The sequence below is a fragment of the Listeria fleischmannii subsp. fleischmannii LU2006-1 genome (genome assembly GCF_000344175.1).
Classification (GTDB): domain Bacteria; phylum Bacillota; class Bacilli; order Lactobacillales; family Listeriaceae; genus Listeria; species Listeria fleischmannii.
In genome coordinates this window covers 1-13,493 of sequence record NZ_ALWW01000063.1, presented here as the reverse complement: position 1 = coordinate 13,493, position 13,493 = coordinate 1, and the positions used below count along the sequence as shown (strand labels likewise).

The window sequence follows — 13,493 nt, the reverse complement described above, 5'->3', positions numbered from 1 at the left end:
TAGAATTATATAAGTTTTTTTACATTTTTGACACTACTTTCCTCTAAAAATATAGTAACATAGAGGGTAGAGAGTTGTTGAGAGGAGACTATGTGGTGGAACAACAACCTTCAGTAAATGAACTAAAAGAGTGGCGCGACTCATGTTAATGCATCGGTTTGCACTAGAGGAAGTTAATACGAAACTTAAAATTTTAAATGAGGAATTTCAATTTTTACATGATTATAATCCGATGGAACATATAAAATCGCGTGTAAAATCTTTTGAAAGTATTGGGGCGAAATTAGAAAAGAAACAAGTGGATATTACGCCGGAAAATGCACGCAAATATGTTCATGACATTTCAGGAATACGCGTGAGCTGCTCTTTTGTATCTGATATTTTTAAAATCAAAGAAATGCTTGAAAATCAAAGTGACTTAAAGATTCTTCGCATTAAGGATTATGTTACATATCCGAAGCCAAATGGCTATAGAAGTTTACATTTACTTTGTGAAGTTCCTATTTTTTTGACAAATCGAGTGGAAAAAATTGTGGTAGAGATTCAAATTCGAACGGTTGCGATGGATTTTTGGGCTAGTTTAGAACATAAGATTTATTATAAATATAAACAAGAAGCGCCGGAACGATTAGTAAATGAGTTGCGGGATGCGGCTAAAATTGTAACGGAATTAGATGATAAAATGAAGAATTTAAATGATGAAATTGAAAAATATAAATTCGAACAAGAAGAAAATTAGTTCAACGCGCAAATAATTAACTTAGTTAATTATTTGCGCGTTTTTAGGTTTTCGTGCATAATAATTTTGAAGGAGGAGAAGTAAATTGGAGATGTTTTTATTTGTATTACTATTGCTTGTGGCTATCTTTATATCCAACTTACTAAACCGGTTTATACCATTTGTTTCGGTTCCACTTATTCAAATCGGGCTTGGTATATTAATCGCTCTCTTACCGATTGGCGCAGAACTAAAGCTTAATCCGGAATTGTTTTTAGTTATGTTTATTGCACCTCTTCTTTTTAACGATGGAAAAAGAACGGATAAGAAGGCACTTTGGCGACTTCGGACACCGATTTTGCTACTGGCCCTAGGTTTAGTTTTTGCCACAGTACTGATTATTGGCTATTTTGTTAATTGGATGATTCCGTCTATTCCACTTGCAGCAGCATTTGCCTTAGCAGCATCACTGGCACCAACAGATGCAGTTGCAGTTGGATCACTTTCTGGAAGGATTCATTTGCCAAAACGAATTATGAATTTATTGGAAGGGGAAGCTTTAATTAATGATGCATCAGGCCTTGTTTCCTTCCAATTCGCTATCGCCGCTATGGTTACGGGGACGTTTAGTTTATTAAACGCATCTTGGAGTTTTCTTGTTATTGCGATTGGCGGTGTATTAGTAGGTCTAATACTTAGTTTTTTGAAATTCCAATTTTTAAAATGGGTCCGAGGTTTAGGAATGGAAGATGTTACATTTCATATGCTCATCCAAATTTTGACCCCGTTTTTAATTTACTTAGCAGCAGAAGAACTTCATGTTTCCGGAATTTTGGCAGTGGTTGCTGCTGGTGTTGTTCATGCAGTTGAAGGAAAGAAAATGGATCCGCAACAAGTAAAACTAAACGTTGTATCAAAAAGTACATGGTCTGTTATTGTTTTCGTTTTAAATGGACTTGTCTTTTTAATTCTAGGTACACAATTACCATCGATTGCGGAAGTCGTTTGGCATGATTCTGGTATTAGTAATACGCAAGTGACGATTTATATCTTGCTCATTACGGCAGCCCTTATTTTACTGCGTTTTATTTGGGTATTTGGTTTTTGGCAGTTCGATCACTTTAGAAAAAATAATAAGACGAAACAAAAACCTGCTTTTAGAACGGCTATTTTGACAAGTCTTTCTGGGGTTCGGGGGGCTGTGACGCTTGCGACTGCTTTATCGATTCCCTTTTTCTTAGATAATGGCGCGCTTTTCCCGCAAAGAGATTTGATTATTTTTATTGCTTCGGGTGTGATTCTTTGTTCGCTTTTAATTGCGACGTTTATTTTGCCGATTTTGGCGCGTTCGAATGAAGCGGATGTGGGGAATATCAGGCTTGAGCGTGCGGTGAAAATTAAGATTTTGCGTAATGTTATTCGAGGGTTGCATGAGCAAATAACGCCTGAGAATAAAGCGGCGACGGAGCAAGTCATGCAGCAGTACCGAGGACGGATTCATGATCTTCAACAAGGGAATTCGGGGCATAAAATGTCGGCTGATGAAAAAGCGAAACGGCTTGAGATTATTGGTTGGGAACGCGAAAATATGCAAAAATTACGCGACGCAGATCAAATTAGTGCGAATACCGTGTATCGTTATGAAAGTTTCCTTGGAATGATGGAATCCGCATTAAAACAAAAATTTCTTGCGCGAATTAAAACCTTTTTCATGTTTGCAAGACGAGCGTTAAAACTTTTACTACATCCGAAGAAATTTAAAAATGCCCAATTAAAAGTCGAAAATGCTACTGAAAAACAAAAAGCAGCGTTTGCGGAAATTCGTTTTTTACGTGAGGAAAATGAAAAACTAATTATTCGACGGCTGAAATCACAAATTAATGAAGAAAATGCTGATTTAATTGGCCCGCTAATTACAGAACACAAGATGTTTCTGGATAGGATAGGGGAGGAGCGGATGCGTCCAAGTGATCGCCCTAAATCCAACCAAAAAGTTCGTGAAATTGAACTTATGGGTATTCAAATGGAGAGAGATAATATTCAATCGATGTTTGAAAGTGGAAGCATTTCTCGTGATTTGGCCCGTGATTTAAGACAAAATCTGAACATGCTTGAAACCTATACGATTGAAGAAGAAATGGCGTAAGGAGAGATAATGTTGAATATTGCAGTTTATTGCGGTGCAAGTGTTGGAGAAAAAGATGAGTATGCGAAAAGCGCCAAAAAATTAGGACAGTGGATAGTTGATTCAGGACATAACCTCGTATATGGCGGCGGAAAAGTTGGTTTGATGGGCATCGTATCCGATACAGTTTTAGATGCTCGGGGAGAAGTTTACGGTGTGATGCCGCAATTTTTAGTAGACCGCGAAATCGCACATGATAAACTAACAGATCTCATCATCACACAAGATATGCATGAACGTAAAAAGAAGATGATGCAATTAGCGAATGTGTATATTGCTCTTCCAGGCGGGCCAGGGACACTTGAAGAAATTTCAGAAGTGATTTCTTGGGGGCGCGTTGGTGAGCACCAAAATCCGTGTATCTTTTTTAACGCCGGAGGCTACTACCATTTAGTGCAATTGTTTTATGACAAAATGGTCGAAGATGGCTTTTTATCGTTAGAAGATCGGGCTAACATTTTATTTAGCGATAATTTTGCAGAAATTGAAACCTTTATTTCTAATTATAAGGCCGCAAGTATTCGACAATATTAAACGACGAAATCCTTTTTGAGAGTTAGATTTTTCATTAACTTTCAAAGGGGATTTTTAATTTTAAAAAGCTATTGAAGTTCAAAATGCTTTGTTGTATAATGAGCCTTGCTGTTACTAAACCTAAAGTTTAATTTTACTAAACAAGTGTGCTTTAGAGTTTAGAATTACTAAACTTCATGAAAGGAAAGACGAGGATGGACATAGGAAATCGGATTAAAAACTTGCGATTAAGTAAAAATTTAACACAAGAAGAACTAGGCGAGCGAACAGATCTTTCAAAGGGCTATATTTCGCAACTTGAACGGGATTTAAGTTCACCGTCCATCGAAACGCTTTTTGCTATTCTTGAAGTATTAGGCTCCACGCCAAAAGACTTTTTTGATGAAGAAGAAAGACAACAAAAGGTGATCTACGGAGAAGAAGAACGAACCTTTTATGAAGATACAGAAAAAGGCTACCGAATTGAGTGGCTTGTTCCAGAGTCAAATGAAAAAGAAATGGAACCAGTGTTGCTACAAATCGAAGCCGAAAGCTGTTTTAAACAATTTGAACCATCACTTTCCGAGACATTTGCCTACGTATTAGAAGGCTCAGTGACTGTTATGTTAGGGAAAAAAGCGTATGAGGCTAAACAACATGAAACAATATATTTTCACGCTCAAGATGAACATCAAATTATAAACAACAACAAAGAAAGAGCGACACTCATCCTAGTAGCTACAGATTCATATTTGTAAGGGAGGAAAGACACGTGCAAGATACTATTATTCGATTTGAAAATGTAACCAAACAATTTGATGACGATGCACCCGTTTTAGACAACGTCAGTTTTGAAATAGAAAAAGGGAAATTTTATACGCTTCTCGGTCCGTCCGGTTGCGGAAAAACAACAATTTTGCGCCTTATTGCAGGTTTTTTAGAAGCTTCTGCAGGCGATATTTATTTAAATGAAAAGAAAATCAATGCGATTCCTGCGAATAAACGTCCCGTTAATACGGTTTTCCAAGACTATGCTCTTTTTCCGCATTTAAATGTGTATGAAAATGTTGCATTTGGCCTTAGAATCAAAAAGCTTGCTAAAAAAGTCATTGATGAAAAGGTAAAAGAAGCCCTTCGCTTTGTTAATCTGTCGGGTTATGAAAAACGTGAAATTAGCGAAATGAGCGGGGGACAACGCCAACGTGTGGCTATTGCGCGCGCCATTGTGAATGAACCAGAAGTGATTCTACTCGATGAACCACTTTCCGCGCTTGATTTAAAACTGCGTACTGAAATGCAATATGAACTGCGGGATTTACAACGCCGACTTGGGATTACGTTTATTTTCGTGACACATGACCAAGAAGAGGCGCTTGCCATGAGTGATGAAATCTTTGTTTTAAATAAAGGTGAGATTCAGCAAAGCGGCACGCCTATTGATATTTACGATGAACCCATCAATCGTTTCGTCGCAGATTTTATTGGTGAATCCAATATCGTCTCCGGGAAAATGATTCAAGATTTTGAAGTCGAATTTGTAGGGCGCCATTTTGAGTGCGTTGACCAAGGCTTTAATCCAAATGAAACAGTGGAAATTGTCATTCGTCCAGAAGACTTGGAAATTACAGCGGCTGATAAAGGCCAACTTCGTGTAAAAGTAGACTGGCTTCTCTTTAGGGGTGTCCATTATGAAATGGGTTGTGTGGATGTAGACGGAAATGAATGGCTTGTGCACACGACGAAAAAAGCTAAAATTGGCGATGAAATAGGCTTAACCTTTGATGCAGAAGCCATTCATGTCATGCGCCTAGGAGAAACAGAAGCTGAATTCGACAAACGCCTAGAGAGCTATGACGAGGTAGAATAAATGACTAAACGCGCTAGAAATATGTATCTCGTCCCTTATATTCTCTGGATTGTCCTATTCGTCATCGCGCCCATCCTCCTTATCGTCTATTACTCCTTTTTCGATGTGGATGGCAACTTTACGTTTGGCAATTACGTTCATTTTTTTACACCCGTTTATATGAAAATGACGCTAAGTTCTTTCTGGTACGCCTTTTTAATTACCGTTTTTACCCTTCTAATTTCTTATCCGACAGCTTATTTGCTCACAAAACTCAAACATAAACAATTGTGGCTACTTTTAATTATTTTACCAACATGGATTAACTTGCTGCTGAAAGCCTATGCGTTTATAGGGATTTTCGGCACATATGGCGCAGCCAATCAATTTTTAGAACTAATTGGCATCGGCCAAAAACAAATTTTGTTTACCGATTTTAGTTTTCTTTTCGTATCGACTTATATTTTTATTCCATTTATGATTTTGCCCATTTTTAATGCCTTAGAAGAAATTAACCCATCGCTCATCCAAGCATCAAAAGACTTAGGCGCATCCAGTTTTATAACATTTCGGCGCGTGATTTTTCCTCTAACAGCAGACGGTGTAAAATCAGGCTGTCAAGCGGTCTTTATCCCGGCGTTATCCCTCTTTATGATTACACGACTTATCGCCGGAAACCGCGTCATTACACTTGGAACTGCGATTGAAGAACATTTTCTCGTCACACAAGACTGGGGAATGGGCTCTACAATTGGCGTCTTTTTAATCATCGCCATGATTTTAATTATGTTCTTAACAGGCACAAAAAGGAAACGAGGTGCCCGCAAATGAAAAAGCGAAATTACGGCAATATTTATCTCATTATCGTCTTTATTTTACTCTATGCCCCGATTTTCTATCTAATGTTTTACTCGTTTAACTCAGGCGGGACGATGCACGGCTTTAAAGGCTTTACACTTGGCTATTATAAAGAAGTATTTAGTGACACGCGCTTACTCATCATCGTTTTAAACACTTTTGTCATTGCCCTACTCTCGTCTGTCATCGCTACAGCAATCGGAGTTTGTGGCGCTCTCGCTATTAAATTTATGCCAAGGCCTTTTGGCAAAAACTCTCTGTTAAGTTTAAATAATGTCCTCATTGTGAGTCCTGACGTTATTATTGGTGCTAGCTTTTTAATTTTCTTTACAATACTAGGGATTAAACTTGGCTTTATTTCGGTGTTAGTATCGCATATTGCGTTCAGTATTCCGATTGTCGTTTTGATGGTCTTGCCGAAACTACAAGAAATGAGTCCAACGCTCATCGATGCCGCTCGCGATTTAGGCGCCAGTCAGTGGAATGTCTTGTCGAAAGTGATTTTGCCCTATATTGCGCCAGGCGTACTTGCCGGATTTTTTATGGCCTTAACGTATTCACTCGATGATTTCGCCGTCACCTTTTTCGTCACAGGGAATGGCTTCTCAACCTTATCAGTCGAAATTTATTCGCGTGCGCGTCAGGGGATTTCCTTGTCAATTAACGCACTCTCAACGCTCATATTCCTCTTCACCATTTTGCTTGTTATCGGTTATTATTTCATTAATCGCCGAAATGGAAATAAAGGAATTCGATCGGGGGCGACAAAAGAATGAAGGCACTCCTTAAAATTTTTATTCCAGTTCTCCTTGTCGCATTTGGCATGATGATTTTAGCGACAACGATGAACCGCTCAGAAGGTTATTCAGGCGGTAACACGCTAACGATTTATAACTGGGGAGACTACATTGACCCGGCTTTAATCAAAAAGTTTGAAAAAGAATCAGGTATAAAAGTTATCTACCAAACGTTTGATTCCAATGAAGCCATGATGACCAAAATTGAACAGGGCGGTACAACGTTTGATATTGCGGTCCCAAGTGATTATGCAATTAATAAAATGAAAGACGAAAACTTGCTCATTCCACTTGATCATACGAAGCTACCCAATGAAAAATATTTAGATAAGCGATTTATGAACCTTTCTTTTGATGAAAATAATGAGTACTCCATGCCATATTTTTGGGGCACATTAGGCATTATTTACAATAAAAAGATGTTCCCAGATAAAAATTTTAATAATTGGGATTCGCTTTGGGATAAAGACTTAGAAAATCAAATTTTACTCATTGACGGAGCACGTGAAGTTATGGGACTTGGTTTAAACAGCCTTGGATATTCATTAAACGATACAAATGAAAAGCATTTAGAAGAGGCACTTTTGAAGTTGAAAAAAATGACGCCAAATGTGAAAGCCATTGTTGGGGATGAAATCAAGCTTTTAATGGCGGACAATGAAGCAGGTGTTGCGGTGACTTTTTCCGGTGAGGCATCTGAAATGCTAAGTGAAAATGCAGATTTAGATTATGTGATTCCAAAAGAAGGCTCCAATTTGTGGTTTGATAACATGGTCATCCCGAAAACTGCTAAAAATGTAGATGGCGCACATCAATTTATCAACTTCATGTTAAAACCGGAAAACGCCGCAATCAACGCGGAATATGTCGGCTATGCGACGCCAAACAAGGCAGCCATTAAACTTTTGCCGAAAGAAATCTCGCAAGATAAGCGTTTTTACCCAGATATGAATGAACTTGACAATTTAGAGGTTTACGACAACCTCGGCAAGCGCATGTTGTCGCATTACAATGAACTATTTTTGGAATTTAAGATGTACCGGAAGTAATTTTAAAAGCCTTATTCGATTTATACGAGCGAATAAGGCTTTTTATGCGATAATTCGTTTATTTCCTTCAAATCAAAAAAAGTTAACCATTAAGGTAAATGAGCATCAAGCAAATATTAGCGGCTTTTCTGTGAAAAATTTAATCTTTTTTTCGAGCATGTGAATTGTAAACAGATAATCTTTTTTGCTACAATATTTATAAGTTCATTAGAAATGGGGGATATTATGCCAGCTTATGAGATAAATTGGTCATACAAAGGCGATAAAGGACCTGAAAATTGGGGACATATTTGTTCCGATTTTGAAATTGCACAAACTGGAGAAAAACAATCACCCGTAGATATTCAAACAGATGATGTTAAAAATATTGATGGAAGCCCAATAGATTTTCACTATACAGAAACAAATTTCACAATGAAACGTGTTGAAAATTCGGTTCACCTTTTTCCGCATGAAAAGGATCAATATGTTACTTTCCGCGATGATAAGTACACACTTCAGGCATTTCATGCACATATGCCAAGTGAGCATCATTTAGACGGGGAAAGTTACCCAATTGAATGGCATTTTGTTCATGAAAATGCGCGCGGGGAAAAATTAGTTATCGGCGCCTTTATGGAAGTCGGTACAAATATTTCCATCGATTTAACGAATGTGCGCCGTGCTTTTCCAGAGGTATTTAAAGATTTCGGTATTGAACGTGAATTAACCCTAAATGTGGATGACTTTTTACCAGAAGAAAAAGCGTTTTTCTCATATGAAGGTTCACTTACAACGCCACCAACAGTAGAAGGTATTACATGGATTGTACTGAAAAACAGACGTGTTTTCGGTCATGTGGCGCATAAAGCACTTGAAAAAGTTATTGGCGGAACAAACCGTCCTATTCAAGAATTAAATGGACGTAAAATTACGTTCCATAAATAGAAAGATAAGACGCAGCCTTTGCTCGCGTCTTATTTATTACAAAATAAGGATGATGACAGATGTATGAAAAAGCCGTTCAAATTGCTAGAGAAGCCCATAGAGGACAAAAACGTAAAATTACAGGCGAAAAATATTTTTCGCACCCACTAAATGTGGCGCGTATTTTACGTGAAGCTAATATGCCCGAGTATGTGATTGTAGCAGGGATTCTTCATGATGCCGTTGAAGATACGGATTTAACAAATGCGGACATCGAGCGTGAGTTTGGCAAAGAAGTCGCCCGTCTTGTTGCCGCCCATACAGAGGATAAATCACTTTCTTGGGAAAATAGGAAGAGTCACACCATACAAACTGTCAAAACAGGCGACCTAGATGTGAAAGCCCTAATTGTAGCCGATAAACTTGATAACCTAACGTCGATTAAATATGCACTTAGTTCTGAAGGTGAACGTGCGTGGACGTATTTTAAACGCGGCTATAAAGAACAAAAATGGTATTATTCAAGTGTTGCTAGTGTCATGTATGAAGGCATTTCAAAAGACACTGCGCCTTTGTTTTTTGCTCAATATGATCGTTTGGTCCGAACGGTTTTCCGAAAATAATTTTTTTGAATAAAAAAGTCTGATTTTTTAGGTATAAAGAATTAAAAAAGATAATTTTCTAAAAATAACCTTGTGTTTTTATAAAAATACGGTAAGATAAAAATGAAAACGTTTTACATAGGAGGAAATGAATGATGGTTTATGGAGCAATTGAAGCGGGTGGTACGAAATTTGTTGTGGCGGTCGGAGATGAAAAAGGAAACATCATAAAACGCGAGACGTACAAAACAACGGAACCGGCAGAAACAATGCAACAAGTTATTCAGTTTTTTAAACAATATGAAAGCGATTTAAAAGCAATTGGAATCGGCTCATTTGGCCCAATTGATATCCGCAAAGACAGTAAAACATACGGCTATATTACACATACACCGAAGCTTGCTTGGCGGAATTACAACATCGTAGGCGCGCTAAAAAATGAATTTAATGTGCCGATGGGCTTCACAACAGATGTCAATGCCGCTGCACTTGGGGAAGTAAAACTTGGCGCGGCAAAGGGACTCGAAAGTTGTATTTATGTGACAATTGGAACCGGAATCGGTGGGGGCGCTGTCGTTCGTGGCGAAATTTTAGAAGGATTTTCTCATCCGGAAATGGGGCATATCATGGTGAAACGCCACAAACATGACCGGTTTACAGGGAATTGTCCCTCTCATGATGACTGTTTGGAGGGACTAGCTGCTGGCGGGGCTATTGAAAAACGCTTTGGGAAGAAAAGCGCATTGCTCGCTGACAACGAAGAAGTCTGGAACCTAGAAGCGCATTATTTAGCGCAGGCGGTCATGAACTACACCTTAACCCTTTCCCCGGAAAGAATCGTTTTAGGTGGCGGTGTCATGAAACAACGCCAACTTTTCCCTTTAATTCGCCAAAAATTAAAAGGTTTGATGAATCAATATGTTAAGCTACCACCACTTGATGAATATATTGTGCCACCTATGTTAGAAGATGATGCAGGCATTACAGGATGCGTTATTTTAGCAGTTCAAACATATGAAAAAGAACAATGACGAGTTGTATTTTTAAAATGGAGTTTGGTATAATGTGAGAAAACACACATTTGGAGGATTACCATGTCAATTACAACTTTACTTGGGATTAAATACCCGATTATTCAAGGAGCGATGGCGCAAATTGCAAAAACGCCGCTTGTTTCTGCCGTATCGAACGCCGGAGGTTTGGGTATCATTGCATCTGGCGGAATGAGTGCAGATGATTTGCGGGCTGAAATTCGTAAAACGAAGGCGCTCACGGATAAGCCATTTGGCGTTAATTTAATGCTCATGATGGAAAATATTAAGGAACTCACGGATGTTTTAATTGAAGAAGGTGTCAAAATCATTACAACGGGCGCTGGTACACCAAAAAGCTTTATGCCAATTTGGAAAGAAGCAGGTATTATCGTGATGCCAGTTGTGCCTTCTGTGATGATTGCAAAAAGAATGGAAAAACTAGGCGCGGATATTGTGATTGCTGAAGGAACGGAAGCAGGCGGTCATGTCGGTGAAACAACAACTATGGCTTTATTACCGCAAATTGTGGATGCTGTCAGTATCCCCGTTGTCGGGGCCGGTGGTGTTGCAGACGGGCGGGGGATTGCGGCTTGTTTTGCGCTAGGCGCACAAGGCGTTCAAATTGGGACCCGCTTTTTAGCAACAGAAGAATGTCCAGTACATCCTAATTTCAAGGCTGCGATGTTAAAGGCAAGTGATCGTGATACGACGGTCACGGGAAGAAAAGCGGGCGCGCCTGTGCGTTCGATTAAAAACAAAATGATTAAAGAGTATTTGCGTTTAGAGGATGAAAATGTCGACCGTGATACGCTTGAAGCGCTGACGTTAGGCTCTCTGAGGAAAGCTGTTTTAGAAGGCGATACGGAAAACGGCTCCATCATGGCCGGCCAAATTACAGGCATGATCACCGAAATTAAATCGTGTGAAGCACTTATTACAGAAATGATGGAAGAGGCAAAACGTGTTTCTAAACAGTTATCAGTAGAATAAAAGCTAGGGAAATAATCCCTAGCTTTTTATTATAGAAATAGAAGGTGATGTGGCCCCACGAAGGCCACTTTATTTGCTTAGCGTTTTACTTAGTAAGTAGTGTCCCCTTTTAGTAAGATGATAACTTGCATTTCCATTCTTTTCATGCGCAACTAAAATAAAATGGTACTGGGTAAGTAACTCAAGTAACTCAAGCAAATAATCCTCGGAATATTTGCGGAGAGGCTGAGGTCTAAAAGTTTGTATTTCAAATTTTGTCAGCCTTCTTTTTTTTAAGTGTTGCAAAAGTATTACTATACCGCTATTTTGACTTTCTATGGTTGTCCACTCCTTCTCCTTGCATGGGGCCTAGGAAGAAGGACAGGTATTAAAAATAGAATAACATGAATAAAATAAAAACAAAGTGTTAACCTGTAAAAATAAAGTGTTTGGCGAAATTTTTATGACGAATATGTGAAAAAGTAGGGAATTTCACATATTCACTAGCTTTTATGTTGAAAAAGGGATTCTTGCTTCTTGGCATTTTGAATCGCTTGAAAAACGGGATCAAAGCCTGTTCCGCCAAATGACGTGCGCCTTTTGACAGCAGTTTTAGAAGCTAAGCAGTCATAAATATCAGCTTCAATGAGTGGTGAAACCTCTCTCAAGTCTTGAAGTGGAATATCTTGTAGGAAAATCCCGTTTTTTGTGCAAGTTAAAACGAGTTTTCCAACAATTTCGTGAGCTTCTCTAAAAGGAACTCCTTTTTTGGCTAAATAATCGGCAAGTTCAGTTGCGTTTGAGAAATCTTTTTCTGTCGCCTTTTGCATCGTCTGTTGATTCACTTTCATCGTATCAATCATACCTGTAAAAATGGCTAAACACTTGCTTACCGTTTCGACAGTATCAAACATGCCTTCCTTATCTTCTTGAAAGTCCTTATTATAGGCGAGGGGAAGTCCTTTCATAACGGTTAATAAGGAAAATAAATGACCGTAGACACGACCCGTTTTCCCCCGAATTAGCTCTGCCATGTCAGGGTTTTTCTTTTGGGGCATGATAGAACTGCCGGTTGAAAAGGCATCGGTTAGCAGAATAAATTGAAATTCATGGCTCGTCCATAAAATGAGTTCTTCACAAAAACGAGATAAGTGCATCATTAAAATGGAGGAATGGCTTAAAAATTCAATAATATAGTCGCGGTCACTTACAGCATCCAAGCTATTCTCATACACCTGCTTTAAACCTAACAATTCCGCGCTATACTGGCGATCAATTGGGAAAGTTGTCCCTGCAAGCGCAGCTGCCCCAAGCGGTGAGAAGTCAATACGCACTAAGTTTTCCTCAAATCGAAGCGCATCTCGCGAGAACATATTATAGTAGGCGAGCAGGTGATGGGCGAACGAAATCGGCTGCGCATGTTGCAAATGCGTATAACCAGGCATAATCGTCTCCACATGTTCTTCTGCTTTTTGGATTAACACGAGTTTTAAGTCTTTTAGCGCCTTTAAAATATCTTTTACCGCGCGTTTTAAATATAAATGCATATCTGTGGCCACTTGATCATTGCGACTTCTAGCCGTATGAAGCTTGCCCGCCACCGCTCCAATTTCATCATGCAGGAGCTTTTCGATATTTAAATGGATGTCCTCGTTTTGAATGGTGAAGGATAATTCTCCCTTTTGCAATTTGGCTTGAAGCGTCTCCAAACCTGAAATAATTGTGGCTGCATCTTGTTCGGATACGATGCCTGTTTTAGAAAGCATTTTGACATGCGCCAGGCTACCTGTAATATCATCACTAGCCAATTTTTGGTCAAATGGAATCGAGGCACCAAACGCATCAATCCAGTCTTCACTAACGCCTTCAAAACGGCCGCCCCATAGTTTTTCCATAATTTACACCTCGCTAATCGCCTTTTTTTGTGCATTTTATTTCAGTCACATTTACTTTTGTTGGCAGACCGAAAAAGCTTAATAAAGCCAACTGCTGCCTCCTGATCAAAAGTGTCTGCCG

Annotated in this window: 12 protein-coding genes and 2 pseudogenes; 12 read left to right on the top strand and 2 right to left on the bottom strand. The window is 38.9% G+C overall.

Annotated elements, in window-relative coordinates; translation table 11 throughout:
• Window positions 1–95 precede the first annotated feature (95 nt).
• From LFLEISCH_RS13590 to LFLEISCH_RS13535, 12 genes and pseudogenes are all read left to right on the top strand, one after another.
• Window positions 96–739 (top strand): annotated as a pseudogene (locus tag LFLEISCH_RS13590) (GTP pyrophosphokinase).
• An 85-nt stretch (window positions 740–824) separates the two neighbouring features.
• Window positions 825–2,864 (top strand): Na+/H+ antiporter, encoded by a 2,040-nt coding sequence (locus tag LFLEISCH_RS13585; RefSeq protein WP_007477651.1) that lies wholly within the window; start codon window positions 825–827, stop codon window positions 2,862–2,864.
• 12 nt (window positions 2,865–2,876) lie between these two features.
• On the top strand, window positions 2,877–3,437 hold the full coding sequence (locus LFLEISCH_RS13580; RefSeq protein WP_007477649.1) for an LOG family protein: 561 nt from the start codon (window positions 2,877–2,879) through the stop codon (window positions 3,435–3,437).
• A 194-nt stretch (window positions 3,438–3,631) separates the two neighbouring features.
• Complete coding sequence (locus tag LFLEISCH_RS13575) at window positions 3,632–4,174, top strand: helix-turn-helix domain-containing protein (protein WP_007477647.1); 543 nt, start codon at window positions 3,632–3,634, stop codon at window positions 4,172–4,174.
• A gap of 14 nt (window positions 4,175–4,188) precedes the next feature.
• Entirely contained in the window at window positions 4,189–5,283 is a 1,095-nt protein-coding gene (locus tag LFLEISCH_RS13570; protein WP_007477645.1) for an ABC transporter ATP-binding protein, read from the top strand.
• Window positions 5,284–6,093 (top strand): ABC transporter permease, encoded by an 810-nt coding sequence (locus LFLEISCH_RS13565; RefSeq protein WP_007477643.1) that lies wholly within the window; start codon window positions 5,284–5,286, stop codon window positions 6,091–6,093.
• Window positions 6,090–6,896, top strand: a complete 807-nt coding sequence (locus tag LFLEISCH_RS13560; protein ID WP_007477641.1) for an ABC transporter permease — start codon at window positions 6,090–6,092, stop codon at window positions 6,894–6,896. The genes LFLEISCH_RS13565 and LFLEISCH_RS13560 overlap by 4 nt, the downstream gene beginning before the upstream one ends.
• Complete coding sequence (locus LFLEISCH_RS13555; RefSeq protein WP_007477640.1) at window positions 6,893–7,966, top strand: ABC transporter substrate-binding protein; 1,074 nt, start codon at window positions 6,893–6,895, stop codon at window positions 7,964–7,966. The genes LFLEISCH_RS13560 and LFLEISCH_RS13555 overlap by 4 nt, the downstream gene beginning before the upstream one ends.
• 225 nt (window positions 7,967–8,191) lie before the next feature.
• Window positions 8,192–8,893: a carbonic anhydrase family protein gene (locus LFLEISCH_RS13550; protein ID WP_007477638.1), complete on the top strand. Its 702-nt coding sequence runs from the start codon at window positions 8,192–8,194 to the stop codon at window positions 8,891–8,893.
• Window positions 8,894–8,952: 59 nt separating this feature from the next.
• A complete protein-coding gene (locus LFLEISCH_RS13545) occupies window positions 8,953–9,495 on the top strand; it encodes an HD domain-containing protein (RefSeq protein WP_007477636.1) in 543 nt (180 codons plus the stop codon).
• A gap of 134 nt (window positions 9,496–9,629) precedes the next feature.
• The gene (locus LFLEISCH_RS13540; protein ID WP_007477635.1) at window positions 9,630–10,505 is read left to right on the top strand and encodes an ROK family protein; all 876 of its coding nucleotides are present in this window, start codon (window positions 9,630–9,632) and stop codon (window positions 10,503–10,505) included.
• A 63-nt stretch (window positions 10,506–10,568) separates the two neighbouring features.
• Window positions 10,569–11,498, top strand: a complete 930-nt coding sequence (locus LFLEISCH_RS13535) for a nitronate monooxygenase (RefSeq protein ID WP_007477633.1) — start codon at window positions 10,569–10,571, stop codon at window positions 11,496–11,498.
• Window positions 11,499–11,980: 482 nt separating this feature from the next.
• Here LFLEISCH_RS13535 and argH read toward each other — a convergent pair whose 3' ends face one another.
• Both argH and LFLEISCH_RS16560 read right to left on the bottom strand, forming a co-directional pair.
• On the bottom strand, window positions 11,981–13,372 hold the full coding sequence (gene argH, locus LFLEISCH_RS13530; RefSeq protein WP_007477630.1) for an argininosuccinate lyase: 1,392 nt from the start codon (window positions 13,370–13,372) through the stop codon (window positions 11,981–11,983).
• Window positions 13,373–13,385: 13 nt separating this feature from the next.
• A pseudogene (locus tag LFLEISCH_RS16560) lies at window positions 13,386–13,493 on the bottom strand (hypothetical protein); the annotation flags it as partial.